The 25,257-nt window shown below is 59.0% G+C and carries 27 protein-coding genes; 10 read left to right on the top strand and 17 right to left on the bottom strand.

The window, feature by feature from the left end; genetic code table 11:
• Window positions 1-5 precede the first annotated feature (5 nt).
• The 12 genes from ABD815_RS06070 to ABD815_RS06015 all read right to left on the bottom strand — a co-directional run bounded on the left by ABD815_RS06070 (window position 6) and on the right by ABD815_RS06015 (window position 9,695).
• Window positions 6-752: a hypothetical protein gene (locus ABD815_RS06070; RefSeq protein WP_344844982.1), complete on the bottom strand. Its 747-nt coding sequence runs from the start codon at window positions 750-752 to the stop codon at window positions 6-8.
• The gene (creD, locus tag ABD815_RS06065; protein ID WP_344844979.1) at window positions 739-2,142 is read right to left on the bottom strand and encodes a cell envelope integrity protein CreD; all 1,404 of its coding nucleotides are present in this window, start codon (window positions 2,140-2,142) and stop codon (window positions 739-741) included. Before creD ends, ABD815_RS06070 begins: the two co-directional genes overlap by 14 nt.
• A gap of 113 nt (window positions 2,143-2,255) precedes the next feature.
• The gene (locus tag ABD815_RS06060; RefSeq protein ID WP_344844975.1) at window positions 2,256-3,035 is read right to left on the bottom strand and encodes a succinate dehydrogenase iron-sulfur subunit; all 780 of its coding nucleotides are present in this window, start codon (window positions 3,033-3,035) and stop codon (window positions 2,256-2,258) included.
• An 86-nt stretch (window positions 3,036-3,121) separates the two neighbouring features.
• Window positions 3,122-3,517, bottom strand: coding sequence for a hypothetical protein (locus ABD815_RS06055; protein ID WP_344844973.1), 396 nt, complete (start codon window positions 3,515-3,517; stop codon window positions 3,122-3,124).
• On the bottom strand, window positions 3,517-5,325 hold the full coding sequence (sdhA, locus tag ABD815_RS06050; protein WP_344844970.1) for a succinate dehydrogenase flavoprotein subunit: 1,809 nt from the start codon (window positions 5,323-5,325) through the stop codon (window positions 3,517-3,519). Before sdhA ends, ABD815_RS06055 begins: the two co-directional genes overlap by 1 nt.
• A 12-nt stretch (window positions 5,326-5,337) precedes the next feature.
• Window positions 5,338-5,709, bottom strand: a complete 372-nt coding sequence (gene sdhD, locus ABD815_RS06045; protein WP_344844968.1) for a succinate dehydrogenase, hydrophobic membrane anchor protein — start codon at window positions 5,707-5,709, stop codon at window positions 5,338-5,340.
• 12 nt (window positions 5,710-5,721) lie between these two features.
• Window positions 5,722-6,111 carry a succinate dehydrogenase, cytochrome b556 subunit gene (gene sdhC, locus ABD815_RS06040; RefSeq protein ID WP_344844964.1) on the bottom strand — a complete coding sequence of 130 codons (390 nt, stop codon included), beginning with the start codon at window positions 6,109-6,111 and terminating at the stop codon, window positions 5,722-5,724.
• 195 nt (window positions 6,112-6,306) lie between these two features.
• Window positions 6,307-6,960, bottom strand: coding sequence for a sulfotransferase family protein (locus tag ABD815_RS06035; protein ID WP_344844961.1), 654 nt, complete (start codon window positions 6,958-6,960; stop codon window positions 6,307-6,309).
• An 86-nt stretch (window positions 6,961-7,046) separates the two neighbouring features.
• Window positions 7,047-8,078, bottom strand: coding sequence for a MaoC family dehydratase (locus ABD815_RS06030; protein ID WP_344844958.1), 1,032 nt, complete (start codon window positions 8,076-8,078; stop codon window positions 7,047-7,049).
• Window positions 8,079-8,282 carry a DUF1737 domain-containing protein gene (locus ABD815_RS06025; protein WP_344844955.1) on the bottom strand — a complete coding sequence of 68 codons (204 nt, stop codon included), beginning with the start codon at window positions 8,280-8,282 and terminating at the stop codon, window positions 8,079-8,081.
• A gap of 9 nt (window positions 8,283-8,291) precedes the next feature.
• Complete coding sequence (locus ABD815_RS06020; RefSeq protein ID WP_344844952.1) at window positions 8,292-8,840, bottom strand: NnrU family protein; 549 nt, start codon at window positions 8,838-8,840, stop codon at window positions 8,292-8,294.
• Between the two features lie 3 nt (window positions 8,841-8,843).
• A complete protein-coding gene (locus ABD815_RS06015) occupies window positions 8,844-9,695 on the bottom strand; it encodes an HpcH/HpaI aldolase/citrate lyase family protein (protein ID WP_344845814.1) in 852 nt (283 codons plus the stop codon).
• A gap of 252 nt (window positions 9,696-9,947) precedes the next feature.
• Here ABD815_RS06015 and ABD815_RS06010 point away from each other — a divergent pair, with 252 nt between their 5' ends.
• Window positions 9,948-10,256: a hypothetical protein gene (locus ABD815_RS06010; RefSeq protein ID WP_344844948.1), complete on the top strand. Its 309-nt coding sequence runs from the start codon at window positions 9,948-9,950 to the stop codon at window positions 10,254-10,256.
• A 101-nt stretch (window positions 10,257-10,357) separates the two neighbouring features.
• Here ABD815_RS06010 and ABD815_RS06005 read toward each other — a convergent pair whose 3' ends face one another.
• Entirely contained in the window at window positions 10,358-11,128 is a 771-nt protein-coding gene (locus ABD815_RS06005) for a sulfite exporter TauE/SafE family protein (protein WP_344844945.1), read from the bottom strand.
• A gap of 156 nt (window positions 11,129-11,284) precedes the next feature.
• Here ABD815_RS06005 and mdh point away from each other — a divergent pair, with 156 nt between their 5' ends.
• Entirely contained in the window at window positions 11,285-12,247 is a 963-nt protein-coding gene (gene mdh, locus ABD815_RS06000) for a malate dehydrogenase (RefSeq protein WP_344844942.1), read from the top strand.
• A gap of 73 nt (window positions 12,248-12,320) precedes the next feature.
• Here mdh and ABD815_RS05995 read toward each other — a convergent pair whose 3' ends face one another.
• Window positions 12,321-12,995 carry an outer membrane beta-barrel protein gene (locus ABD815_RS05995; RefSeq protein WP_344844940.1) on the bottom strand — a complete coding sequence of 225 codons (675 nt, stop codon included), beginning with the start codon at window positions 12,993-12,995 and terminating at the stop codon, window positions 12,321-12,323.
• A gap of 379 nt (window positions 12,996-13,374) precedes the next feature.
• On the opposite strand from ABD815_RS05995, the gene sucC reads away from it, so the two are divergent.
• From sucC to lpdA, 8 genes are all read left to right on the top strand, one after another.
• Window positions 13,375-14,568, top strand: coding sequence for an ADP-forming succinate--CoA ligase subunit beta (gene sucC, locus ABD815_RS05990; RefSeq protein WP_344844938.1), 1,194 nt, complete (start codon window positions 13,375-13,377; stop codon window positions 14,566-14,568).
• Window positions 14,569-14,573: 5 nt separating this feature from the next.
• Window positions 14,574-15,461: a succinate--CoA ligase subunit alpha gene (sucD, locus tag ABD815_RS05985; RefSeq protein ID WP_344844936.1), complete on the top strand. Its 888-nt coding sequence runs from the start codon at window positions 14,574-14,576 to the stop codon at window positions 15,459-15,461.
• A gap of 2 nt (window positions 15,462-15,463) precedes the next feature.
• Entirely contained in the window at window positions 15,464-16,294 is an 831-nt protein-coding gene (locus ABD815_RS05980) for a hypothetical protein (protein WP_344844933.1), read from the top strand.
• Window positions 16,295-16,328: 34 nt separating this feature from the next.
• Window positions 16,329-19,289: a 2-oxoglutarate dehydrogenase E1 component gene (locus ABD815_RS05975; protein WP_344844930.1), complete on the top strand. Its 2,961-nt coding sequence runs from the start codon at window positions 16,329-16,331 to the stop codon at window positions 19,287-19,289.
• A 4-nt stretch (window positions 19,290-19,293) separates the two neighbouring features.
• Window positions 19,294-20,790, top strand: a complete 1,497-nt coding sequence (gene odhB, locus ABD815_RS05970) for a 2-oxoglutarate dehydrogenase complex dihydrolipoyllysine-residue succinyltransferase (RefSeq protein WP_344844927.1) — start codon at window positions 19,294-19,296, stop codon at window positions 20,788-20,790.
• A gap of 97 nt (window positions 20,791-20,887) precedes the next feature.
• A complete protein-coding gene (locus tag ABD815_RS05965) occupies window positions 20,888-21,355 on the top strand; it encodes a hypothetical protein (RefSeq protein WP_344844925.1) in 468 nt (155 codons plus the stop codon).
• A gap of 6 nt (window positions 21,356-21,361) precedes the next feature.
• A complete protein-coding gene (locus ABD815_RS05960) occupies window positions 21,362-21,757 on the top strand; it encodes an MAPEG family protein (protein ID WP_344844922.1) in 396 nt (131 codons plus the stop codon).
• An 87-nt stretch (window positions 21,758-21,844) separates the two neighbouring features.
• Window positions 21,845-23,239, top strand: coding sequence for a dihydrolipoyl dehydrogenase (lpdA, locus tag ABD815_RS05955; RefSeq protein WP_344844919.1), 1,395 nt, complete (start codon window positions 21,845-21,847; stop codon window positions 23,237-23,239).
• 89 nt (window positions 23,240-23,328) lie between these two features.
• Here lpdA and ABD815_RS05950 read toward each other — a convergent pair whose 3' ends face one another.
• From ABD815_RS05950 to ABD815_RS05940, 3 genes are read right to left on the bottom strand one after another with little or no spacing between them, the layout of a single operon-like run.
• Complete coding sequence (locus ABD815_RS05950) at window positions 23,329-23,805, bottom strand: acyl-CoA thioesterase (protein WP_344844917.1); 477 nt, start codon at window positions 23,803-23,805, stop codon at window positions 23,329-23,331.
• A gap of 9 nt (window positions 23,806-23,814) precedes the next feature.
• On the bottom strand, window positions 23,815-24,468 hold the full coding sequence (locus tag ABD815_RS05945; protein WP_344844914.1) for a GntR family transcriptional regulator: 654 nt from the start codon (window positions 24,466-24,468) through the stop codon (window positions 23,815-23,817).
• 31 nt (window positions 24,469-24,499) lie between these two features.
• Entirely contained in the window at window positions 24,500-25,201 is a 702-nt protein-coding gene (locus ABD815_RS05940; RefSeq protein ID WP_344844911.1) for a M48 family metallopeptidase, read from the bottom strand.
• Window positions 25,202-25,257: the final 56 nt, after the last annotated feature.

Below are 25,257 nucleotides of genomic sequence, written 5' to 3'. Positions count from 1 at the left end.
CGCGCTCAGGACGGGGGGCGATAGCCGATCCGGCTTTCGGCTTCCTGATCGAGTTGTGACCAGATGAAGGACCGGTCCTCGTCGCTCAGTTCTGCGTAGTCTTTGGCAACGTAGGGCTTACCCTTCTGTCCGCGACGGGTATCGACCGCCGTGAAATCCCCGTCCTTTGCGAGGTCGAAGCCGGCGCGGACCGCCTCGACAAATCCTTCTTGGTTATCGCGCACATCTTCGTAGCGTACGAGGAGCGTGTTTGCGTATCTTTTGGGAAAGCTTAGAAAACCACGGTTTTTCGCGTTGCGCAGTTTCAGAACATTGGCGAACCGCTCACCCGTCATCGGGTCGCGTTCGATCATCAACTCGCTACCCCACCGAGGATCATCCTTCGGGATGCCGAAATTCACATCGTCGATGATGCATTGCCATTCCAGCCGCAGGAATTCGGAAATCGGGCGCCATCGCATGGAACGGTGCGTGTGCCACGGCTTTGCGTGAAGCGAGCGGACCCAAGTTTCCGGATCGCGAAAGACGACTACCGCCAAGAGATCTTCGGGCGCGGTATAGGCGCTCGGGAACCCGTGCTTCCAGCCGTGGCGATGGCCATGGCGTTCAATGCGCTGTGTGGCTGGGGCGAAAGGCCACAGAAAATTCTGGTGCAGGAGTTTATGGACGAAATTCGTGCCCGAGTTTCGCTCCCCAAACACGAAATAACTCGTGGGCCGCACCGAAGACGCGCGTAGATCAATCGGTTGCATTCGCGGCGGTCCCATCGGGCGTCGGAGGCGTCGGCACGGCGGCGTCATTGTTCCCGCCGTTTGACACGTCATACCATTCTTCGTTTCGCGTCAGTAGCATCGCCGCGGCAAGTGCGCCGAAGGCCAGCGTCGACCCCGCAAGAAGCGCGTAATCCACCGAGTCCAGAATAAAGTAGAGGACCGCGTAGAGGACAATCAACACCCCGCCCAGAACCCATGTGCGCGATTTCAACTTCAATCCGACCCACCCGTAGAGTGTCAGCAATCCGATGGTCGCCCCACTGGAGAGAACATAGGCGGCGAGGAAGCCGATGTGTTCGGCGTAGGCGACCATGAGGAGCACGAAAGTCAACTGGGCAAGGCCGATGAGGATGTATTGCACCGGATGCGCCGGCTTTTTCGTTCGCTTTTCAACCAGCAGCACGGTCAGAAATGTGAGCGCAATGAAGAGGATCGAATAGGCCGCGCTGCGGTAGGCTTTTTGGTAGAAATTGTTCGGCTCGAAGGTTTCGAACCCGAAAGCAAGCGATTGGTTCATCATCGCCCTACTGGAGAACCGCGAAATCTGTGGCAAAGCCCGCGCGAGATGCGGGATCGTCCAGGCGGCTGAAAACCCGTCGTCCGTTATCTGCGAGCTATCGGGCAAATAGGCGCCTTGGAAACTCGGGTGTGCCCAATCGGACGTAATCTCGACCCGCGTGGTGCGCCCCGACGGCGTGGCCATGAAGGAGCGCGCGCCATTGACACCAAGCGTGAGTGCGAATTCCTGCTTTCCTCTCGGGTCGCCAACCATTGCCCCTATGCCCGATTCATTTCCGCGAGAACGGGGTTCAAGATCGTAGGAGGCACCATCGATTTCCAACGCGGCCTCGCCACGCAAAGCCGCGTTATTGGAGATGGAGATGTCCACCGAGGCCAGGTCCCAATGTATCTCCTCGCCTGAGAGCAGGCTCGCCTCGACGTCATCTACGTCAAAGTTGAACTTGGCCGAAAGCACGCCCTGATAGACGGGTACGTTGAATATCCCGCGGTGCCTGACCTCTGTCTCGAAGGAGGCGGAGAGATCGTAGCGATCGGGCAGCACCCACACGCTTTCGCGCATTTCGACCACGGTTTCCGTCACGGTTGCGCTCGCCTGATCGGAGCCGTCGCCCTTTGGCGCACCCCCCGGCTGGCTGGTCGTGCGTTCGACCGTCGCCGTGACCGGAATAACGAGGAACGGGCCGGTCACGACCTGTGGACCACCCCATTCCTGTCCAAGCTTTTCGATGGTGTCGCGCGCGTGGTTCTGGCGCGCGCCAACGACGAAGCTCACGAGGAGCATCGGAATGGACATAAGCAACACCAATAGTGCCACGATCAAAAATCTGGTTCCGGTCGATCTGAGCATGTCTGGCCTTTTTGTCGGTGTCGGTTTGCTGAGCCTAACAGGGCTTCAAACCAGTTCCTAGATACGCAAAAGCCGCCCCGAAGGGCGGCCAATCCGTTGCGCGGCGTGCATTTTTAGATGCGGCGTTCGAGCATGAGTTTTTTGATTTGCGCGATTGCTTCCGCGGGGTTCAAACCTTTGGGGCAGGTTTTGGCGCAGTTCATGATGGTGTGGCAGCGATAGAGTTTGAACGGATCTTCAAGCTCGTCGAGACGCTCGCCCGTGGCCTCATCGCGGCTGTCGATGATCCAACGATAGGCATGCAACAGGGCGGCTGGGCCGAGGTATTTGTCGCCATTCCACCAGTAAGACGGACAGGAGGTCGAACAGGATGCGCACATCACGCACTCATAGAGACCATCGAGTTTCTTGCGGTCCTCGATCGACTGCTTCCATTCCTTGGCGGGACGGTTTGTTTTGGTTTCCAGCCACGGCATGATCGACGCGTGTTGTGCGTAGAAATGCGTGAGGTCGGGGATGAGGTCTTTGATCACCTGCATGTGGGGCAGTGGATAAATCCGCACGTCGCCTTTGATCTCGTCGAGACCGTAAATACAGGCGAGCGTGTTGATCCCGTCGATGTTCATCGCGCAGGACCCACAAATCCCCTCGCGGCAGGACCGGCGGAAAGTCAGGGTCGGGTCGATTTCGTTTTTGATCTTGATGAGAGCATCAAGAACCATCGGGCCGCATTTATCCATGTCGATGAAGTAGGTATCGACGCTCGGGTTCTTTTCGTCATCGGGGTTGAACCGATAGATCTGGAATTTGCGGACGTTGGTCGCGCCTTCCGGCTTTGGCCATGTTTTGCCCTGAACGATTTTCGAGTTCTTCGGGAGTGCGAACTGGACCATCTCTTACCCTCCTAAACCCCTAAGGGCGCATTTGGTGACGCCTGCGGCCTTGCCTGCGGTGTCAAATTTCGTGTCTTTGGGAGCCATCACCGGTCCCCTTTAATGCAATAACCCGAGCCGCCGACCATGACGGCGGTACCGCAGCTGCGATAGGTATCGGTGGAGTTTGTCACCCCGCCGGACAGTTCGGGAACGTAGTCCTGAGCCGTCAATTCACCCGACCCTGTTGCGCTCGATTGCAGGCCTGCGCGTGCGATACAGGCGTTGGCTGCCGCGATCTGTTCGCTGGCGACGCCGGAAGTGGGCATGACGGTAAAGCTCTGCTGGCGCCCCTCGGCGCGATAATCGAGTTGGTATTGCCCGCTGATGCCCGCCGCACGCACGCATTTCTCGACCGTGACGCGGGCAGCACTGTTCTGCCCGACACAGCCTGTCAGAGCGACAAGGCCACTGAGAGAAAGCGCAATCGTAATGGCGCGCATTAGAAAGTCCTCGCTTTGGGGGCGATTTTCTTCAGCGAGATACCGCCCTCTTTCTCGGTCGTCAGGGGGGCTACAATCACGTCGCGGTAGGTCAACGTCACCTTGTTGCCCTCGACACGAGAGATGGTGTGTTTGCGCCAAACCTTGTCGTCGCGGGTCGGATAGTCTTCGTGAGCATGTGCACCACGGCTTTCCTTGCGTGCTTCCGCGCCCACGATCGTGGCGAGAGCGTTTGGCATCAGGTTCGCAAGCTCCAGCGTTTCCATCAGATCGGAGTTCCAGACCAGAGAGCGGTCGGTAACCTGGATATCCTGGAATTTGCCGGCAACAGCGACCATTTTATCGACGCCCTCTTTGAGGGTTTTGTCGGTGCGGAACACGGCAGCGTCGTCCTGCATCGTGCGCTGCATTTCGAGACGCAGATCGGAGGTCGGTGTATGGCCGCTGGCGTGGCGGATCGCGTCGAAACGGTCGAATGCCTTTTGAACAGAGGCGGTGTTCACCGGCTCGTTGGGGGCCTCCGCATCGACCACGTGACCCGCACGGATGGCGGCGGCACGCCCGAAGACCACGAGGTCGATCAGCGAGTTGGAGCCCAGACGGTTCGCACCATGCACGGATGCGCAACCCGCCTCGCCCACAGCCATCAGGCCCGGAACGACGGCGTTGTGATCTTTTGGCGTCGGGTTCAGGACCTCACCGTAGTAGTTGGTCGGAATGCCGCCCATGTTGTAGTGCACGGTCGGCAGAACGGGGATCGGCTCCTTGGTGACATCGACGCCCGCGAAGATCTTCGCGCTCTCGGAGATGCCGGGAAGCCGCTCGGCCAGTGCCTCGGCAGGCAGGTGGCTGAGATTGAGGTGGATGTGATCGCCGTGTTCACCGACACCGCGTCCTTCGCGGATTTCCATGGTCATGGAGCGGGAGACATAGTCACGCGGCGCGAGGTCTTTGTAGGTCGGCGCGTAGCGTTCCATAAAGCGTTCGCCTTCGGAGTTGGTCAGATAACCACCCTCCCCGCGCGCGCCTTCGGTGATCAGACAGCCGGAGCCGTAGATGCCGGTCGGGTGGAATTGGACGAACTCCATGTCCTGCAGCGCGAGACCCGCACGCGCCACCATGCCACCGCCATCGCCGGTGCAAGTATGAGCAGAGGTTGCCGAGAAGTAGGCGCGGCCATAACCACCGGTCGCCAGCACAACCATCTTCGCATTGAAGACATGGAAGGTGCCGTCATCGAGTTTCCAGCACACTACACCAGTACAACGACCGTCATCGGACATGATGAGGTCCATGGCGAAGTATTCGATGTAGAATTCCGCGTTGTTTTTCAGGCTCTGACCATAGAGCGTGTGCAGAATGGCGTGGCCGGTGCGGTCTGCGGCAGCACAGGTTCGCTGCACTGGCGGGCCTTCACCAAACTCCGTGGTGTGGCCACCAAAGGGGCGCTGGTAGATTTTGCCCTCTTCGGTGCGCGAGAACGGCACGCCGTAATGTTCGAGTTCGTAGACCGCTTTGGGCGCTTCACGCGCGAGATATTCCATCGCATCGGTATCGCCGAGCCAGTCGGACCCTTTGACGGTGTCGTACATGTGCCACTGCCAGTTGTCAGGGCCCATGTTTGACAGGGATGCCGCGATGCCACCCTGTGCGGCGACCGTGTGTGAACGGGTCGGGAAAACCTTGGTCACGCATGCGGTGCGCAAACCCTGTTCGGCCATTCCGAGTGTTGCGCGCAAACCTGCGCCACCGGCGCCCACCACCACGACATCATAGTCGTGGGTTTCGTATTCGTATGCTGCCGTCATGTTCTTATGTCCTTACAGCGCGAGTTTAACCAAGGCGAAGAGGCCGGCGGCCATCAGCGCGTAGCACAGGAAATTCATGCCCAGCACGAGGAACACCCGAACCAATCCCTTGGAGTAGTCTTCCACCATCATCTGCCATCCGCGCATCATGTGCACAAAGCCGACGACCAATGTCAGGCCTGCGACAATCGCAGGGAAGGGACGGCTATAGTAGGCCACCACTTCTGCATGGGTGCCGCCCAGCGCGCAGCCAAAGGTGAAAACGAAAAGCGGGATCAGGATCAGCAGCCCCACCGAGGAAACCAGCATGAACCAATGATGTTCGACACCGGTTTTGGAGGCCCCGAGGCCAACGGCCCGTTTGCGATCGGTTAGATAACGCATACCATCCCCTCCTTACACAACGAGCACGGTCACGATTGTCAGCACAGTCGCACCGACAAACATGGCCCAGCCCATCATTTCGGACCGCTTGAGATCGAGCCACACACCCGCATCCCAGATCAGGTGACGCAACCCGCCACCGAGATGGTACCAAAGGGCCCAAACCGATCCGAGCATGACCAGATCACCGAACCAAGAGCGGATCAGCCAGTCGATAAATTCGAATTTTTCCGGAGAGGTCGCGGCGGCGAGGAGCCACCAGACCACGAGGATAGCCGCAACGATCAAGGCATTACCTGTGATGCGAACCATCATTGAAGAAATGGAAGTGAGCTGGAAGCGATAATACTTCCCGAACATGAACGGGGAAAGCGGGCGATTGCCGCGGTTCACATCAGCCATAGTGACGTCCTTTCACGAGCGATGCGGGTGTCATTGAGGAAGGTATGGAACTTTTGCACCGCGAAGTCACGCCCTGTGAGCGCTAACAGTTATCGAAAACATCCGCATTCCCGCTATGTGTGATCACAAAAATAGTCGTGTGATCACAAATTTGTGGTCACTTAACTCATTGTTTATGCTAGTCGTGCGTGGAGACTAAGGAGTCCTGCCCAGCGCCCGCTTCACCCAATTCTTCAAACGGCGCCGCAGACGAACGAAAAATGGCTGGTGTGCGAGCTTTTGCGTGCGTCCCGCATTTTCGCGGGGAAAGCCGGGCAGGAAATCCGGCCCCAGAAAATTGACCAGCTCATACCAGCCATCTCCCTTGGACAGATCCAGTTCGAGAAAATCTTCCGGTCGATCCGCAAAATATGTACGGATCTTTTCGTTCTGTTCGAGATAGATTTTCCGGTAGGTGTCTTCGTTTCCGACGAATGTCTCCACGCCATACATCCATGTACGCAGCGGATTATTGGCCTCTTCAAAGAACCGGTCATAACTGGCGAGCCAGTCCTCGACCGGTCGGTAAGTTAGGATGAATTTTGACCCCGGAAATTCGCGATCGAACTCCTCAAAGAGGAATGCACAGGGCGAATCCTGTATCGCATCCAGATCGCGAAGAATGTCGATGGTCGTCTTTGCAACAACCTCGCGCGCATCCTCACTGTGGGGATCAAGGGCCGCGTTTACTTCGCGCCACGACTGCCCGACGCTATAGCCCAACCGCATGAGTGCTGAACTAAGGGAAGTCGTCCCAGTTTTCTGAAAACCCACGCAACAGATTTTCTGTGCCGTTGTGCGCTTGGCCATAGTATCTCTCCGTCGGTCAGGTCCAAGTTTAGCAACGACCTACAGAGGGTCAATGGCAGCATCGCAACCGGGCGACGAAAACCTCCCTAGACCGGCATAAGCGCCCAATAATCCAGATCGAGCAACACATCGGGATGGTATTTCCCGTCTTCGCCTTTGAGTGCAAACTCCGGCGCGCCGTCTTTATACGCGACAAGGCGCAATCGCACGGCCCCGACCCCGGGTGCATCCGTCTCTGCCAGGTCGAGAACCTCGGACCAAGCGCGCACCGTGTCACCGGAGAAGCATGGGTTCGCATGCGCGCCGCCGTTCAACCCGACGATCATCTGCGCATTTGCCAGACCATTGAACGACAAAGCGCGGGCCATCGAAATGACGTGCCCGCCATAGATCAACCGTTTGCCGTCTTCACGGTTCGTCGCGTCGAAGTGGACCTTGGCCGTATTTTGCCACAGGCGCGTGGCGAGCATGTGTTCGGACTCTTCGATCGTCACACCATCAACATGGTCGATCTTTTCACCGACCTTATAGTCCGACCACCGATGCGCCTCTCCGGCCAGATCGAAATCGTAGCGGGCAAAGTCGATGCCTTCAGGCAGGACCAATTCATCGGCCGGGACCACGGTGCGCAAATCAGGGATCACCGTTTCGGGCACGGGGGCGTCGAGATCGCGTTTGCGCACCATAACCCAGCGCACATATTCCAAAACCGGCTCATCGAACTGGTTACGGCCGGTCGTGCGCACATAGACCACGCCGGACTTGCCGTTGGAGTTCTGCTTGACCCCGATCACCTCTGACTCTGATCGCAGTGTGTCACCGGGATAGACGGGCTTTAGCCACCGCCCTTCGGCGTAGCCGAGGTTGGCCACCGCGTTCAGCGACACATCGGGCACCGTTTTTCCGAACACCGTATGAAACGCGATCAGATCATCCATCGGCGATTTGTCGAAACCACAGGATGCGGCGAAATCGTCCGAGGAATAGAGAGCATGGCGGGCGGGATAAAGCGCATGATAAAGCGCCCTCTCGCCACCGGAAATCGTCCGCGGCACAGCGTGTTTGATCACCTGACCAACAGCGTAATCCTCGAAAAACCGTCCCGCGTTCGTCTTCATTTAGAGCTCTCCCAATTTCACATCTGCGCTGTAGTCGCCTTCGGCCTGTTTCACGACCGCCTGCGCACAGCGCATCCGCCCCGTGGCGTGGTCGTAGGCGTAAGAGGGGGAACCATAGAGCTCCCACCCTTTGTTCAATGCCGCCGTCACTTTATGACAAAAGGCAGACGTATCCTCATCGGTCAGAAGCCTATAGGCCTGCATGCTGTGTCCTCACATCGGGAATGGATAAACGCCGATCCACCAATGCAGACCCGCGATGACAATAAAGACGGCAAGCGAGATCAACGCCAGACGCATATCGCCTTTTGGCGATCCCCCGTCGTAGGGCACGTAGGAATGCACCTGTCTGTTGATCAATACCATCTCGGTTGCGGCCCAGATGATCATGGCCCCGAAAAGAACAAAGCTCGCCGCATCCGCGTTGGTCAACAGGTGCGCGACACCCCAGACGATGACCCCTGTCAGCATCGGGTGGCGCATCTTCGCGCGCAGGCGGCTCTTCGAATTACCCAGGCCCAGAAGAACAACGGCTATGACCATCAGGAGATTATTGAGGTGAACGGTCCAACCCGGCAGCGCATAGAGATCGTAGGTCTCTGCCCCGCGATACCCGACCACCATAAACACCAAAGACAAGGCCAGCGCGAGTGCGACAGGGCCCTTTGCCTTGTCGCCCATACGGGCCCGCGCATCTGGTGCCAAGCGTTTGAACAAATGTGCGCCGCTCCACAGCAGAACACCGAGAATGAGAAGGATCATGGCTTACTCCATTGCTAGGATCGCATCGTGCTTGGCGAGCGTAGCACGCGCCGTCACGATATGGAGATTCTCCACAATTTTACCATCGACAACCGCAACGCCTTCGCCTGCGGCCTGTGCTGCCTCAAACGCGGTGATTTGTCTCTGCGCGAGGTCAATTTCAGCTTCGGTGGGGGCAAATACTTCGTTCGCGATATCCAACTGCGCGGGATGGATCAGGGTTTTGCCATCCATCCCGAAATCACGCCCCTGCTCGCATTCGGCGCGCAAACCGTCGTCATCCTTGAAGGCATTATAGACGCCATCCAGCACAACCACCCCATGCGCCTTGGCCGCAATCACGCAGAGACCAAGTCCGGTCAGCAGCGGCTGTCGATCCGCGCGAAACCGGGTGTTGAGGTCCTTGGCGAGGTCATTTGTGCCCATCACGAAGCCCGTCAGGCGCGGGTGTGCGGCAATCTCGGCAGCGTTGAGCATGCCGAGCGGCGTTTCCATCATCGCCCAGAGCGGCACATCGGGGATGGCCTGTGCAAGTTCTTCGACCATCGCGCCGGAGTCCACCTTTGGCAGCAGGATCCCGTCAATGTCCGCGCCGACGAACGCGGCCACGTCATCGCGGCCCCATTCGGTATCGAACCCGTTCACTCGGACGATCTTGGCGCGATTGCCGTAGCCGCCGGATTTGATGGTCTGTGCGAGCAAGGTGCGGGCGGCGACCTTGGCCTCGGGGGCAACGGCGTCTTCGAGGTCAAACAGGATTGCATCACATGCCAGCCCCTTGGCCTTTTCCAGAGCGCGTTCCTTTGAGCCGGGGATATAGAGAGCCGAACGGTACGGGCGTGTGGATGACATGATTCTGATTACCTCCGCAATATTGTTGCGCAAAGAGCCACAGAAGCGCACCTTTCCGCAACCCCAAAATTTCCGCACTGCAGAAATTTGCGGCGCCGCGACACGCAACGCGCGCCCCTGTTAACCTTATCTAAGACCTTCAGGCGCAGTCTGATCCCATCGCCGGAAAGCGGGAGGTGCAAGTGCATGACCAACAATGCACGCGCTCCGGTTCACCCAGTCGGGGCTACCCCGACGCTTTAAAAGGAAAGAAAGATGGGACGTTTCGTAAACTCCGCCTTTCCGGGTGCCGTCGCTCTGGTCATCGCCGGGGCTGCATCCGCACAGGCCAATTGCGCCAACCGTGATCAGGTCATCGACCGCCTGATGTCGAAGTTCGGTGAAAGCCGCCAGTCAATCGGGCTCGCCCCCAACAACGGTGTGTTTGAGGTCTTTGCCTCCCCCGAAACCGGCACGTGGACGATTGTGGTGACGCAGCCGAACGGAATGTCGTGCCTCATCGCATCGGGGCAGGCATTCGAAACGCTCGCGGAACTCGGCGTGACCAAAGGTGAAGACGCTTAAATCCGGCGACCTGCGCGGTTGACCCTGTGCAGTGCGGCCACCCGTAGATCAAACTCGGTCTGCGGCTGACGCCGACACGGCACACGGGGGTCGGACCATGACTAAGTCAGCGCGTCAAAGATGAGTTTCAGCCCTGTGATCGTCAGGAAAATATAGGCCAGCGCAAAGAACAGTTTGTCCGACATCTTGTGATGCAGCCATGCCCCGATGAGGACCCCCGCGATCGCGGCGGGCACGAGGGTCAAGTCGGCCTTGAACGTATCCGCGCTGAAAATACCGACGATGAAATAGGGAATGAACTTGAGCAGGTTCACCGCCCAGAAAACCAGAACACTCGTCGCCTGGTAGGTGGTTTTGTCCATTTTCTGGCTCAGCAGATAGACGGCAGCGGGCGGTCCGCCCGCGTGACTGATGAACGATGTGAACCCCGTCGCCATACCCCAAAACAGACCACCGGCGGTGCCGATGCGGTTTTTGGGCTGGGGAATCCATCCCCGTGCTTTCGCCCCCTGATAGGCCACAAATCCAACCGCGACGATGCCGATCAGGAACCGGAAGACATCGGGCGATGCGATGCCGTAGAGCAATCCGCCCAGCGCAATCCCGGGCAGTGCGCCCACGATCAATGTGCGCGCGACTTTCCAGTCCCATTTTCGCCAGAACACGCGGATTGCCGTGACATCCATCACCATGAGCAGCGGCAACATCAGACCAACCGCCTGCCCCGGTTCGAGAATCAGCGCCAGAAATGGTGTCGCTGCAAAGGCCGCGGCAGAGCCAAAACCGCCCTTTGACATGCCCGCAAAGATCACCGCCGGCACCGCGAACAGAAAGAAATTGAAGTCGAGCGTCATGGCATCCCCGCTATGCATCACGATCAATTCCTAATCGAATAAGGGGTGGTTATCGCTAACGCCACCCCAATCCTCTCCTAACACCTGTGTTTGCAAGCGCAGCGGACTTGCACGAATGCCGCCAAAGGGCTACCCATCGCGCGATCCAAATCCAATTGACCGGAGACACTCATCATGGCCAGACCCAAGATTGCCCTTATCGGCGCAGGTCAAATCGGCGGCACGCTCGCCCACCTCGCAGCCATCAAAGAACTCGGCGACGTGGTCCTGTTCGACATTTCAGACGGCACGCCGCAGGGCAAAGCGCTCGATATCGCTGAGTCCGGTCCTTCCGAAGGTTTCGACGCGAACCTCAAAGGCACCACAGATTACGCGGATATCGCGGGCGCAGACGTATGTATCGTCACCGCAGGCGTTCCTCGCAAACCCGGCATGTCGCGCGACGACCTTCTCGGCATCAACCTCAAGGTTATGAAATCCGTCGGCGAAGGCATCAAAGAACACGCACCTGACGCGTTCGTCATCTGCATCACCAACCCGCTCGACGCGATGGTCTGGGCGCTGCAGCAGTACTCCGGCCTGCCCACAGAAAAAGTTGTCGGCATGGCAGGCGTTCTCGACAGCGCGCGTTTCCGCCACTTCCTGTCGGTCGAATTCGGCGTATCGATGAGAGACGTCACCGCATTCGTACTCGGCGGCCACGGCGACACCATGGTTCCCTCCGCACGCTACTCCACCGTGGGCGGCATCCCCCTCCCCGATCTGGTGGAAATGGGCTGGACCACGCAAGAAAAACTCGACGCGATCATTCAGCGCACCCGTGACGGTGGCGCAGAAATCGTTGGCCTGTTGAAAACCGGTTCCGCTTTCTACGCTCCTGCGACCTCCGCGATCGAGATGGCCGAAGCCTACCTCAAAGACCAGAAACGCCTCCTGCCCTGCGCGGCTTATTGCGATGGCGAGCTTGGCCTTAACGGAATGTATGTTGGCGTCCCGACCATCATTGGCGCAGGCGGCATCGAAAAAGTCGTCGACATCAAACTCTCCAAAGACGAGCAAGTGATGTTCGACAAATCCGTTGAAGCGGTCAAAGGTCTCGTTGAAGCCTGCAAAGGCATCGACGGCAACCTCGCCTAGGCGATACAGACTTCGAAACGACAAAGGCCGGATCCCAGTGATCCGGCCTTTTGTTTTGCGTCGCGGGTGTAAGTCAGAACTTGAACGCAACACCTAGGTTGATCGCGTTCGTCACGATGTCCGTGCGTAGCGATCCGCCGCCTTCGAGGTCTGCGTTGAGTTGCGAATAGGTGCCTTTGTATTCGCCAAAGACATCCCAGCGCTCATTCATCTCGAAACTCGCGCCCGCAATCCATGCGACCGAGGGACCCGCGACCTGATATTCAAAGGTCTTGGGCGCCGTAGGCGTTGTCTGCACCTCGACATGCGGAATGATCAAACCGGCACTTAGCCCCGCATAGGGTGTCAGTTTATCACCCCACGCAGCGGGCCACCGCCACACCCCACCAAAGGTCAGGTTGTTGAGGCCATCGGTGAATTCCAGAACCTCGAAACCGCTTTTGTCAAAGGTCTCCTGATCGGCGTAAACCTTGGTGTGGTTGAAATCCGCCGTGAGGCCAAACCGTTCACTGAGCCACCACGTCCCGCGCACCCCGTAATAGGGCGGCATCGCGAAGGGTTTCGAATCCCATCCGGCGGTAAAGTCGAAATCCCCAGCGCCCGCGGGATCGCTGCCTGTCACATTGCTGTGCGGCGCGCTCTGATAGCCGGAGTAGACCGAAATGCTGTAATCCTGCGCCGCGAGCGAACCCGCACAGAAAACGGCAAGTGCGCCAACGACATAGGGGGCCAGGGGAATAAGGGGCATGATGAGGGACTTTTGCTCTGAGGGTTTCCATCATTATATCACCCCTTCAGCCCCGCAAACAACCGCCCGCGACGAGTGGACGCTGTTGACCAAGGCGGACGGGAAACGGCGCAAGGAGCCCGATTGCCGCCGGTGGCGTTTTCCACAGAGGCGAAGGTGGTGACTGGATCGGGTGCCGCATCCACGCTGCCCGGACGCCCCGCATCGGGTGCGATTCGACCGGACCATCGAAAGTTGGATTTGTGATCACACTTTTTCTGCCTGTGATCACAAAATGGAGAAACTCGGGCCATTTAACGCTAACAGCGGAAAAAACCGTTTATTCACATGGTGTGACTATGCGATGAGCCATGCAAACGAACCACGATAGGACAGGTCCATGAACATCCACGAGTATCAGGCAAAAAGCCTCCTCAAGGAATACGGCGCGCCGGTTTCCGACGGCCGGGTCGTGCTCAATGCACATGACGCGAAAACCGCTGCGGGCGAATTGCCCGGACCCCTGTGGGTCGTTAAAGCACAAATTCACGCCGGTGGCCGCGGCAAGGGCAAATTCAAAGAGCCCAACGCAGGCGACAAGGGCGGCGTGCGTCTGGCGAAGTCTGTCGAAGAGGCAGCACAAGAAGCCAACGCGATGCTCGGCCATACACTCGTGACCCATCAGACCGGTCCGGCAGGCAAACAGGTCAACCGCATCTACATCGAAGACGGCTCGGGCATTGAGCGCGAACTCTACCTCGCCCTGCTCGTGGATCGCCAAACCTCGCGCGTTTCTTTCGTGGCCTCCACCGAAGGCGGCATGGACATCGAAGAAGTCGCGGCCAACACACCCGAGAAAATCCAGACATTCACGGTCGATCCGGCTGTTGGATACCAGGGCTTCCACGGACGCCGCATCGCGTTTGCTCTCGGCCTCGAAGGCAAACAGGTCAAACAATGCGCTCAGCTGATGGGCAATCTGTACCGCATGTTCATCGAAAAAGACATGGAGATGCTGGAGATCAACCCTCTGATCGTCACCGAAACCGGCGATCTGAAATGTCTCGACTGCAAAGCCGGCTTTGACGGCAACGCGCTCTACCGCCACCCCGACATCGTCGGCATGCGTGACGAGACAGAAGAAGACCCCAAAGAACTCGCCGCCTCCCAGCACGACCTGAACTACATCGCGCTCGACGGTGAAATCGGCTGCATGGTGAACGGTGCCGGTCTGGCCATGGCGACCATGGACATCATCAAACTCTACGGCGCAGAGCCTGCCAACTTCCTCGACGTAGGCGGCGGCGCGACCAAAGAGAAAGTCACCGAAGCTTTCAAAATCATCACCTCGGACCCGAACGTCAAAGGAATCCTCGTGAACATCTTCGGCGGCATCATGCGCTGTGACGTGATCGCTGAGGGTGTGATTGCCGCTGTGAAAGAAGTCGGCCTGAAAGTGCCGCTCGTTGTGCGCCTCGAAGGGACCAACGTGGAGCTCGGCAAAGAGATCATCAACAACTCCGGTCTCGACGTGATCGCCGCCGACAACCTCAAAGACGGCGCGCAGAAAATCGTTAAAGCAGTGAAGGGCTAAGTCAGATGGCAATCCTCGTAGACGAAAACACCAAGGTCATCTGTCAGGGCTTCACCGGCTCGCAGGGTACCTTCCACTCGGAGCAGGCCATTGCATATGGCACCAAAATGGTCGGCGGCGTGACGCCGGGCAAAGGTGGCATGACCCATCTCGACCTGCCGGTCTTCAACTCCGTGCACGAAGCGGTCGCGAAAACCGAAGCCAACGCGTCCGTGATCTATGTTCCCCCGCCCTTCGCAGCCGACTCGATCCTCGAAGCGATCGACGCGGAAGTACCGTTGATCATCTGCATCACCGAAGGCATCCCTGTGCTCGACATGATGGGCGTGAAAAAGGCGCTGGAAACCTCCAAGTCGCGCCTCATCGGCCCGAACTGCCCGGGTGTCATCACGCCTGATGCGTGCAAAATCGGCATCATGCCCGGCCACATCCACCGTCGCGGTTCCGTCGGCGTTGTGTCCCGCTCCGGTACGCTGACCTATGAAGCGGTGAAACAGACCTCTGATCTGGGCCTCGGCCAATCCACCGCAGTGGGCATCGGCGGCGACCCGATCAAAGGCACAGAGCACATCGACGTGCTCGACATGTTCCTCGACGATCCCGAAACCCATTCGATCATCATGATCGGTGAGATCGGTGGCTCCGCGGAAGAAGAAGCTGCCGAATTCCTCGCCGAGCAGCGCAAAAAAGGCCGCTGGAAACCGACCGCTGGTTTCATCGCCGGTCGCACGGCCCCTCCCGGCCGCCGCATGGGCCACGCAGGCGCGATTGTCGCTGGCGGCAAAGGCGATGCGGAATCCAAGATCGAAGCGATGAAATCCGCAGGTATCGTGGTTGCCGACAGCCCCGCAACGCTGGGCGAAGCCGTGCAAGAAGCGATCGGAAAAGGCTAACCATGCTGCGCAACCTCCTTTTCGGGTCCAAGCCGAGCGCCGGAGATATTCCGGTGCCCCCGGAGGTATGCGCAACACGGAAACAACTGAGCGCCGGGGTCGATGCCCTCGGCGCTCTCATCAATAAGCAGGGTTGGGGGCCACTCGGCCTCGCCGAAATCCTCGAATCCGCCGGTTTCGCCATAGCTACCGATGCCGAACGTCTGGCACATATCCGTGGAATGATCGAAAGCGGCGCGGTTGATGCCTATCGCCACTTGGACCGGGGCGTGGTTTTCGCCGCCGTCGATGCCTGCGACAAAGAAAGCGTTGCGCGCGCCAGAGATCTTGGTGACGAACTGCGTGACCGGCTCACCCGCGCCACGCTGGGTCGTCGGTTAAACCAGCAGCCCGAAGAAAATCCGCCCGTTCTCTGGCATCATCCCAGCGGCATTTTCGTCTTCCATTGCGGCGAAAGATTCCCCGGGGGCGCCAGTGCGGGAGCTTACGCGGACGAGGACATCTGGCTTGTGGCCCTGCCCGAGGACGAAGATTCTGGCCTCTACGATGACGTTCAGGAGCTGTTGTCGCAGAACAAAATAACGACCAAATTCCAGCCGCGCGCCAAATTCACTCACAACACTACCACGCGATTGTCCGCGGTGACCCGTGGGATACGCGGGCGCCACATCCGCACCGGATCTTACTCGTTTTCAAGCCGCGACCAGTACAACACGGAATTTGTGGCCGGGATTTATCTTGCTGACTATCGTCGCGATGAGGCGGGTAAAAACGCCACCCGATCTGTCCCCTATCTTTACGCGGACGTAAAACGCGCCAATCTATGCCTCTAACCATTGTAACCAAAGGTCCGAAAGGATCAGACCCATGAATGATCAAAGCCCTAACGACATCTTTCACGCCTCCTCTTTCATGCAGGGGCACAATGCGGAGTACCTCGAACAGGTCTACGCGCAATTCGCGAAGGATCCTGCGTCTGTGGACGCAAGTTGGGTCGCGTTTTTTGAATCGCTTGGCGACAACGCCGGTGACGTGCAGGCCGAGGCAGCGGGCCCTTCATGGGCGCGCGCTGATTGGCCTCCGGTTCCAAATGACGATCTGACCAGCGCATTGGACGGGCAATGGGCCGAACCCGTCGCCGCCGAGAAAAAGATCAAAGAGAAAGCCGCCGAAAAAGGCGTCGAGATTTCCGAGGACGCCGTCAAACGCGCTGTTCTGGATTCCGTGCGCGCGTTGATGATTATCCGCGCCTACCGGATCCGTGGCCATCTCGTGGCCGATCTCGATCCGCTGGGCATGCGCGACGAGACCCCGCACCCCGAACTGGACCCGAAATCCTACGGTTTCACCGAAGCCGACATGGACCGCCCGATCTTCCTCGATCAGGTGTTGGGCCTTCAGCACGCCTCGATGCGTCAGATACTCGACATCGTGAAGCGGACCTATTGCGGCACTTTTGCGCTGCAGTACATGCATATTTCCGACCCCGAACAGGCCGGTTGGCTCAAAGAGCGGATCGAAGGTTTCGGCAAGGAAATCGCCTTTACCCGTGAGGGCCGCAAAGCGATCCTGAACAAGTTGGTCGAGGCCGAGGGTTTCGAGAAATTCCTCCACGTCAAATACATGGGCACCAAACGCTTTGGTCTGGACGGGGGTGAAGCGCTTATCCCTGCGATGGAACAGATCATCAAACGCGGCGGCAACCTCGGCGTGAAAGAGGTCATCATCGGCATGCCGCACCGCGGTCGTTTGTCGGTGCTCGCCAACGTGATGAGCAAACCCTACCGCGCGATCTTCAACGAATTCCAGGGCGGTTCGTTCAAACCCGAGGACGTGGATGGCTCCGGCGATGTGAAATATCACCTCGGAGCTTCTTCGGATCGCGAATTCGACGGCAATACCGTTCACCTGTCTCTGACGGCCAACCCGTCGCACCTTGAGGCGGTGAACCCCGTTGTCTTGGGCAAAGTGCGCGCCAAGACCGACCAGAACAACGACCACGAACGCACCAGCGTGATCCCGATCCTGTTGCACGGCGACGCGGCCTTTGCCGGTCAGGGTGTTGTGGCAGAATGCTTTGGCCTGTCGGGGCTGCGCGGTCACCGCACCGGCGGCACGATCCATATCGTGGTCAACAACCAGATCGGATTCACCACCGCGCCGCATTTCTCGCGCTCCTCGCCCTACCCGACCGACAACGCATTGGTCGTCGAGGCGCCAATCTTCCACGTCAACGGTGACGATCCGGAGGCTGTGGTGCACGCTGCGAAAGTGGCCACCGAGTTCCGTCAGAAATTCCACAAAGACGTGGTGATCGACATCTTCTGCTACCGCAGGTTTGGTCACAACGAAGGCGACGAGCCGATGTTTACCAATCCGCAGATGTACAACCGGATCAAAAAGCACAAAACCACGCTGCAGCTTTATACCGAGCGCCTCGTCAAGGACGGCCTCATCCCCGAGGGTGAGATCGAAGATATGAAGGCTGCGTTTCAGGCGCACCTCAATGACGAATTCGAGGTCGGCAAAACCTACAAACCCAACAAAGCCGACTGGCTCGACGGGCGGTGGTCCCACCTCAATTCCGAGGGCGGCGAATATCAGCGTGGGCAAACCTCGATTTCCGAGAAAACCCTCGCCGAGGTGGGCCGGTCCCTGACCAGCTATCCTGAAGAATTCAACATCCACAAAACCGTTGCCCGTCAACTCGACGCGAAGGCGCAGATGTTTGAAAGCGGCACCGGTTTTGACTGGGCCACGGCCGAGGCAATCGCCTTTGGATCGCTGCTCACCGAAGGGTACCCTGTGCGTCTTGCCGGTCAGGATTCGACACGCGGCACCTTTTCGCAACGCCACTCGGCGCTGATCGATCAGAAATCCGAGGACCGCTACTACCCGCTCAACCACATCCGTGAGGGGCAGGCGAATTACGAAGTCATCGACTCGATGCTGTCGGAATATGCCGTGCTCGGGTTCGAATACGGCTACTCGCTCGCCGAACCCAACGCATTGACCCTGTGGGAAGCCCAGTTCGGCGACTTCGCCAACGGCGCGCAGATCATGTTCGACCAATTCATCTCGTCGGGCGAACGCAAATGGCTGCGTATGTCGGGTCTGGTGATGCTTTTGCCGCACGGCTTTGAAGGTCAGGGGCCGGAGCACTCTTCCGCGCGTCTCGAACGCTTCCTGCAAATGTGCGCCGAAGACAACTGGATCGTTGCGAACTGTTCCACTCCGGCGAACTATTTCCACATTCTGCGTCGCCAGTTGCACCGCTCCTACCGCAAACCGCTCGTCCTGATGACGCCGAAGTCCCTTCTGCGCCACAAGCTTGCGATTTCGACGGCCAAGGATTTCACCGAAGGCTCGTCGTTCCACCGCGTTCTGTGGGATGATGCCGACGCGAATTCGCCCACCGGCCTGTCGCCAACAACGCTCAAGGCAGACGACAAGATCAAGCGCGTCGTCATGTGTTCGGGCAAGGTTTACTACGACTTGCTCGAGGCCCGCGACGCTGCAGGCATCGATGACACCTACATTATGCGCCTCGAACAGTTCTATCCTTTCCCCGCGCTCTCACTGGTCAAGGAACTGGAACGCTTCAAAAAGGCCGAAGTCATCTGGTGTCAGGAAGAGCCGAAAAACCAAGGTGCGTGGACCTTCGTGGAGCCCAATATCGAATGGGTTCTCACACGGATCGGGTCCAAACACTCCCGTCCGGTCTATGTGGGTCGCAACGCCTCCGCGTCACCTGCGACCGGCCTCGCATCCCAACACAAAGCACAACAGAAAGCGCTCGTGAATTCAGCGCTCAATATCGAAGGGTAATTCCATGTCTGTCGAAGTCCGCGTTCCGACCCTTGGCGAATCCGTCACCGAAGCCACCGTTGCCACATGGTTCAAAAAGCCCGGCGATGCCGTGGCGGTTGATGAAATGCTCTGCGAGTTGGAAACCGATAAGGTGACCGTCGAAGTGCCCGCCCCTGCCGCAGGCACATTGGGTGAAATCATTGCACAGGAAGGCGACACCGTTGGTGTCGACGCCCTGCTCGCAACCCTCAATGAAGGCGAAGGCGCTGCTCCTGCCCCCAAGAAGGCAGAACCAAAGGCGGATGCTCCCGCCGCATCGAGTGGGGAAAGTGTCGACGTGATGGTCCCGACCTTGGGCGAATCCGTGACCGAAGCCACGGTTGCGACATGGTTCAAAAAAGAGGGCGATACGGTCGCTCAGGACGAAATGCTCTGCGAATTGGAAACCGATAAGGTCTCCGTCGAAGTGCCCTCGCCCGCAGCTGGCACGTTGGTCTCCATCGTTGCCAAAGAGGGTGCCACGGTCGACGCCACGGCCAAACTTGCCGTCATCGCCTCCGGAGCAGGTGCTGCTGCGGCGGCTCCCGCGGCTGAGGCAGCTCCCGCCGCTGCTGCCGCGACAAGTGGTGGCAAGGACATCGAAAATGCGCCTTCCGCCAACAAACTGATGGCTGAAAAAGGCGTCGACGCCGCCTCTGTGACCGGCACGGGCAAAGACGGCCGCATCATGAAAGAGGACGTGCTCAGAACTATGAACGCTCCCGCCGCGCAACCCGCCGCCGCTGCTGCGCCACGCGCTCCTTCTTCTGACAGTGACGCCTCCCGCGAAGAGCGCGTCAAAATGACAAAGCTGCGCCAGACCATCGCGCGCCGCCTCAAAGAGAGCCAGAACACCGCTGCCATGCTCACCACCTATAACGAGGTCGACATGACCGAGGTGATGGGACTGCGCAACGAATACAAAGACCTGTTCCTGAAGAAACACGGCGTCAAACTGGGCTTTATGTCCTTCTTCACCAAAGCCTGCGTGCATGCCCTGCGCGAAGTGCCCGAAGTGAACGCCGAAATCGACGGCACTGATGTGGTCTACAAAAACTTTGTCCACATGGGCATCGCCGCAGGCACGCCACAGGGCCTCGTCGTTCCCGTCATTCGTGACGCCGACTCCATGTCCTTCGCCGACATCGAAAAAGCCATCGCCGAGAAAGGCGCGCGCGCGCGTGACGGCAAATTGTCGATGGCCGAGATGCAGGGCGGCACCTTCACCATCTCTAACGGTGGTGTCTACGGCTCGCTGATGTCCTCCCCGATCCTGAACCCCCCGCAGTCCGGTATCCTCGGCATGCACAAAATTCAGGACCGTCCGATGGCCATCAACGGTCAGGTCGTCATCCGTCCGATGATGTATCTCGCCCTGTCCTATGATCACCGGATTGTGGACGGCAAAGGCGCTGTGACCTTCCTCGTACGCGTCAAAGAAGCGCTTGAGGATCCGCGCCGGTTGTTGATGGATCTGTAACAAACTCACTCGTGCGTCCATCGGCCGGTGGGCGCACGAGATATCCATCAGCTGAACCCTCGGCCTTAGTCCTTTCACGAACAAGGGAACCATACGTATGATCGCCGCCTTCAAACGCATCGCAACACCTGTCGCTTTGGCGGCGACCCTCACCGCCTGTGTCGCATCCGAGCCCCTGCCGCCCATTGCCGCAGGCAGCGACGTCGTGATTCTCAGCCGAGACATGGTGCTGCGAGGTGTTCGTGGCAGCTCAACCATTGCACCGGCCTTGGCGAAACGGACCTATGACTTCACCTGCGCTCCTGCATCAGTTGCGGCCAGCACGCGGGCCAAGCATTCGTTGAGCTATCTCGTGCAAAAGGAAGGCCGCGTGGGCGACCAAATCATCGGCATGCGCAGTTCTGAGGCGGGCGAAGCGAAACGCGTGAACCCAACGATTCAGTCGACCTACGGCTGCCGGATTACGCGTACGAACACCGCGATCACTACCCGCGACCCTGCGCAGGTGGTCAATTACGTGACCGCGAATAACCTTCTACCGGAGCTTTTCGCGAAAAGCCGTTAAACACGCATGACACCGATCCTCATCCCCCTCGCCCTCGCCGGCCTCATGCACATCGTGCAGTTCGCCGTCGCGTCCTACATGGCGAATGTGGATCTGGGGCCCGGCTACACGACCTCTCCGCGCGATCGCGCTCCGAGCCGCGAGATGCGGGTAACGACCGCGCGGATGCTTCGCGCCTATGACAACCACGTGCAGATGTTCCCGTTTTTCGCCGCGGCTGTCCTGCTCATCCAGATCACCGCGCAATCGAGTGTGGTGACTATCGTGGCGGCATGGACCTACCTGTTCGCGCGCGCGCTCTATGTTCCGGCCTATGCTTTTGGCTGGAAGCCGTGGCGCAGTTACCTATGGATTGTCGCAATGACCTGTTGCGCGATCCTTTTCATCGCGGCGCTGGTATGACACGGCCCCGTGCGATAATTTGCCCGACAAGAGTCCGACAGGAGTCCGAGAGGACTCCGACTGGCCAAAATCACCAAGGAGACCCCCATGGCAGCCTATGACGTCATCATCATCGGAGCCGGCCCCGGCGGCTACGTCTGCGCAATCCGTTGTGCACAACTCGGCCTGAAAACAGCCGTCGTCGAAGGGCGCGACACCCTCGGCGGGACCTGCCTCAACGTGGGTTGTATCCCTTCCAAGGCACTTTTGCATGCATCCCATTCGCTGCATGAGGCAGAGCACAACTTTGCCAAAATGGGCCTCAAAGGCAAATCGCCCTCCGTCGACTGGAAACAGATGAAGGCCTACAAGGACGACGTCATCGGCCAGAATACCGGCGGCATCGAATTCCTGTTCAAGAAGAACAAGATCGATTGGCTCAAAGGCTGGGGGTCTGTTCCCGCTGCGGGCAAAGTAAAGGTCGGCGACGAAGTCCATGACGCCAAGCACATCGTTATCGCATCCGGATCTGTCCCGACCTCCATTCCGGGCGTCGAAGTCGACAACGACGGAGGCGTTGTGGTCGACAGCACGGGTGGTCTCGAATTGCCCAAAGTGCCTAAAAAAATGGTCGTCATCGGCGCGGGCGTCATCGGGCTGGAGCTCGGCTCGGTCTACAAACGCCTCGGCTCCGAGGTGACGGTGATCGAGTATCTCGACGTGATCACCCCGACCATGGATGCGGAAGTGCAGAGGCAGTTCCAACGCATTCTGCAAAAGCAGGGTCTCGAATTCGTTCTCGGCGCCGCGGTGCAAAAAGTTGACGCGTCCAAAACCAAGGCGAAAGTCACCTACAAGCTGCGCAAAGACGACAGCGAAGTCACCATCGACGCCGATGTCGTGTTGGTCGCTACGGGTCGCAAACCCTACACCGACGGTCTCGGCCTCGCCGAAGTCGGTGTGGAACTGACACCGCGCGGTCAAATCAAAACCGACGCGCATTGGGCCACAACGGCCAAGGGAATTTACGCCATCGGCGACGCCATCGAGGGTCCGATGCTCGCTCACAAAGCCGAAGACGAAGGCATGGCGCTCGCCGAGGTGCTCGCGGGCAAACATGGCCACGTCAACTACGGCGTCATCCCATCCGTGATCTACACGACGCCCGAAGTGGCCTCGGTCGGCAAAACAGAAGCCGAGCTCAAAGAAGAGGGCCGCGCGATCAAGGTTGGCAAGTTCTCCTTCATGGGCAACGGACGCGCCAAGGCCGTGTTCCAAGGCGAAGGCTTCGTCAAGATGATCGTGGATAAGGAAACCGACCGCATCCTCGGCTGCCACATCATTGGACCGGGTGCGGGCGATCTGATCCACGAGATTTGCGTGGGCATGGAATTTGGGGCCTCCGCACAGGACATCGCGCTGACCTGCCACGCCCACCCGACCTTCTCAGAGGCGGTGCGTGAGGCGGCTCTGGCCTGCGGTGATGGCCCGATCCACGCCTGAGCACATTCAGAACGACAAAGGGCGGCCAAACGGTCGCCCTTTTGATTCCACGGTTCCATCAATCCAACGCGTCGGCACTCGGGCCCTGACTAGCGCCCCGAAATCGCGGCCAATTTGGCGGCCGTCTCCTTTCGCAATTCCTTGCGCAGCTCGGCGGCTTTCCAGCGCCGTTTATCGATTTCTGTTACACACTCGAACCGTGGAACCTCGGTCGCCTGTCCGTGATCATCCACGGCGACCATCGTGAAGTAGCACGAGTTGGTGTGGCGAATTTTCTGGCGGCGAATATCCTCCGCCTCGACCCGAATTCCGATCTCCATCGACGAGCGGCCAACATAGTTAACCGTCGCTTTGAAATGGACCAACTCGCCGACGTGGATCGGTTCCTTGAACACAACCTGATCCACCGACAGGGTCACGGCATATTCGCCGGAGTAGCGCGACGCACAGGAGAAGGCGACGAGGTCGAGCAGTTTCAGCAACGCGCCGCCGTGCACTTTTCCCGAAAAATTCGCCATGTCGGGCGTCATCAACTCGGTCATTTCGAGGATTCTGTTACCGGCCATTCGCGCCTCCTATACCGTCAACATTTTCAGGCCCTGCGTCACATCCGATCGAACGGCCAGACGCAAACCGGGTTCGTCCCCTGCCCTGAGGGCCGCCACGATCAACCGATGGTTATGGGGCACCTCGGTGCGATTGAGACGCGCGTAGAGCGCCCGCATGGTAGGTCCGAGCTGCAACCACACCGTCTCCGTCAGCGCGAGCATCGCAGGCGCCTGAGCGCGCAAATAGAGCGTGCGATGGAAGTCGAGGTTTGCGCGGATGTAGCCGACGTCATCATGCTTGGCGACCGTCTCGGCAATGGTGCCGTTTATCGACTGCAACCGGTCGATGAGCGCCATATGCGCACGGGGCAAGGCGCGGGTCGCAAGCTCGGGCTCGATCAATGCCCTGATCGACGCGAGTTCCTCGATCCGCTCGCTCGAAAGCTCCGGCGTCGCGACCCGTCCCGAGGATGAAAGGTTCAGCCCCCCATCGGCCACCAGCCGCCGCACAGCCTCACGCGCAGGCGTCATCGACACGTCAAAGCTGCGCGCAATGCCCCGCAGGGTCATCGCCTCTCCCGGAGGGTATTCGCCATGCATGATGCGCGTGCGCAGGGTCCGGTAAATCCGGTCGTGTGCCGCGGTGGGGCTATCGGGGTGGCGTGGCGAAGGTGCGATCATGGGCGAACTGTGATCACAAATAACACCGCCGTCAATCCAAGCTCTCAAAGCGCCATGCGTGAAGCGTCTCGCCATGCCGGCGCAGCCAGGCCCGATGGAGCACATAGTCGGGGCACACGCGTTTGACATGGGCCCAATACCGCGCCGAATGGTTCATCTCCAAAAGATGCGCCACCTCATGGGCCGCGACATAGTCCAACACCACCTCTGGCGCCATCACGAGGCGCCACGAATACATCAACCGCCCCTCCGAGGTGCAGGACCCCCACCGCGATCTGGTATCGCGAAGGGTGATCGCCGTAGCCTTGACGCCCAGCGCATCGGCGTAGCGGTCTGATGCCTCTGCCAATCGACTGCGCGCTTGGGTCTTGAGAAAGGCCGAAACGCGAGGACCGGCTTTCGCCGCGTCGCCCGGCACCATGAGGCGCTCCCCCTCCAATCGCGGAGAACGGCCAGAAGCACCGGCCACGATTTCAACCTCGCGCCCCAGAAACGGCATGTGAGCGCCATGGGTGACCTGTTTTAGCGGCGCACGGGTTTCGAGATGGCCGCGAATCCACGATTCCTTTTCGACGAGGAACCCCATTGCATCGCGATCGGATGCGAACTTCGGCACCGTCAGGGTCACACGCCCGTCCAGCCGCGAAACCCGCAGGGACATCCGCTTGGCGCGGTTGGACCGTTTCAGCGTCACTGTCACGTCCGGATCACCGATGAGCGTTCGGGTGGCCATATTTCTCCCTTTGTCATTTTCCTATCGCGCCTGAACGCCCGCGAGAAGGTCCGTTC

Origin of the sequence: Celeribacter arenosi, assembly GCF_039539485.1 — a bacterium.
GTDB lineage: Bacteria > Pseudomonadota > Alphaproteobacteria > Rhodobacterales > Rhodobacteraceae > Celeribacter > Celeribacter arenosi.
Note: the sequence above shows the minus strand (reverse complement) of the source record. Positions and strands in the feature narration are given on the sequence as shown.

Coding starts and splice junctions, on each gene's coding strand:
- ABD815_RS06070 (WP_344844982.1), bottom strand. CDS start 752: ATGCAACCGATTGATCTACGCGCGTCTTCGGTGCGGCCCACGAGTTAT.
- creD (WP_344844979.1), bottom strand. CDS start 2,142: ATGCTCAGATCGACCGGAACCAGATTTTTGATCGTGGCACTATTGGTG.
- ABD815_RS06060 (WP_344844975.1), bottom strand. CDS start 3,035: ATGGTCCAGTTCGCACTCCCGAAGAACTCGAAAATCGTTCAGGGCAAA.
- ABD815_RS06055 (WP_344844973.1), bottom strand. CDS start 3,517: ATGCGCGCCATTACGATTGCGCTTTCTCTCAGTGGCCTTGTCGCTCTG.
- sdhA (WP_344844970.1), bottom strand. CDS start 5,325: ATGACGGCAGCATACGAATACGAAACCCACGACTATGATGTCGTGGTG.
- sdhD (WP_344844968.1), bottom strand. CDS start 5,709: ATGCGTTATCTAACCGATCGCAAACGGGCCGTTGGCCTCGGGGCCTCC.
- sdhC (WP_344844964.1), bottom strand. CDS start 6,111: ATGGCTGATGTGAACCGCGGCAATCGCCCGCTTTCCCCGTTCATGTTC.
- ABD815_RS06035 (WP_344844961.1), bottom strand. CDS start 6,960: ATGGCCAAGCGCACAACGGCACAGAAAATCTGTTGCGTGGGTTTTCAG.
- ABD815_RS06030 (WP_344844958.1), bottom strand. CDS start 8,078: ATGAAGACGAACGCGGGACGGTTTTTCGAGGATTACGCTGTTGGTCAG.
- ABD815_RS06025 (WP_344844955.1), bottom strand. CDS start 8,282: ATGCAGGCCTATAGGCTTCTGACCGATGAGGATACGTCTGCCTTTTGT.
- ABD815_RS06020 (WP_344844952.1), bottom strand. CDS start 8,840: ATGATCCTTCTCATTCTCGGTGTTCTGCTGTGGAGCGGCGCACATTTG.
- ABD815_RS06010 (WP_344844948.1), top strand. CDS start 9,948: ATGGGACGTTTCGTAAACTCCGCCTTTCCGGGTGCCGTCGCTCTGGTC.
- ABD815_RS06005 (WP_344844945.1), bottom strand. CDS start 11,128: ATGCATAGCGGGGATGCCATGACGCTCGACTTCAATTTCTTTCTGTTC.
- mdh (WP_344844942.1), top strand. CDS start 11,285: ATGGCCAGACCCAAGATTGCCCTTATCGGCGCAGGTCAAATCGGCGGC.
- ABD815_RS05995 (WP_344844940.1), bottom strand. CDS start 12,995: ATGCCCCTTATTCCCCTGGCCCCCTATGTCGTTGGCGCACTTGCCGTT.
- sucC (WP_344844938.1), top strand. CDS start 13,375: ATGAACATCCACGAGTATCAGGCAAAAAGCCTCCTCAAGGAATACGGC.
- sucD (WP_344844936.1), top strand. CDS start 14,574: ATGGCAATCCTCGTAGACGAAAACACCAAGGTCATCTGTCAGGGCTTC.
- ABD815_RS05980 (WP_344844933.1), top strand. CDS start 15,464: ATGCTGCGCAACCTCCTTTTCGGGTCCAAGCCGAGCGCCGGAGATATT.
- ABD815_RS05975 (WP_344844930.1), top strand. CDS start 16,329: ATGAATGATCAAAGCCCTAACGACATCTTTCACGCCTCCTCTTTCATG.
- odhB (WP_344844927.1), top strand. CDS start 19,294: ATGTCTGTCGAAGTCCGCGTTCCGACCCTTGGCGAATCCGTCACCGAA.
- ABD815_RS05965 (WP_344844925.1), top strand. CDS start 20,888: ATGATCGCCGCCTTCAAACGCATCGCAACACCTGTCGCTTTGGCGGCG.
- ABD815_RS05960 (WP_344844922.1), top strand. CDS start 21,362: ATGACACCGATCCTCATCCCCCTCGCCCTCGCCGGCCTCATGCACATC.
- lpdA (WP_344844919.1), top strand. CDS start 21,845: ATGGCAGCCTATGACGTCATCATCATCGGAGCCGGCCCCGGCGGCTAC.
- ABD815_RS05950 (WP_344844917.1), bottom strand. CDS start 23,805: ATGGCCGGTAACAGAATCCTCGAAATGACCGAGTTGATGACGCCCGAC.
- ABD815_RS05945 (WP_344844914.1), bottom strand. CDS start 24,468: ATGATCGCACCTTCGCCACGCCACCCCGATAGCCCCACCGCGGCACAC.
- ABD815_RS05940 (WP_344844911.1), bottom strand. CDS start 25,201: ATGGCCACCCGAACGCTCATCGGTGATCCGGACGTGACAGTGACGCTG.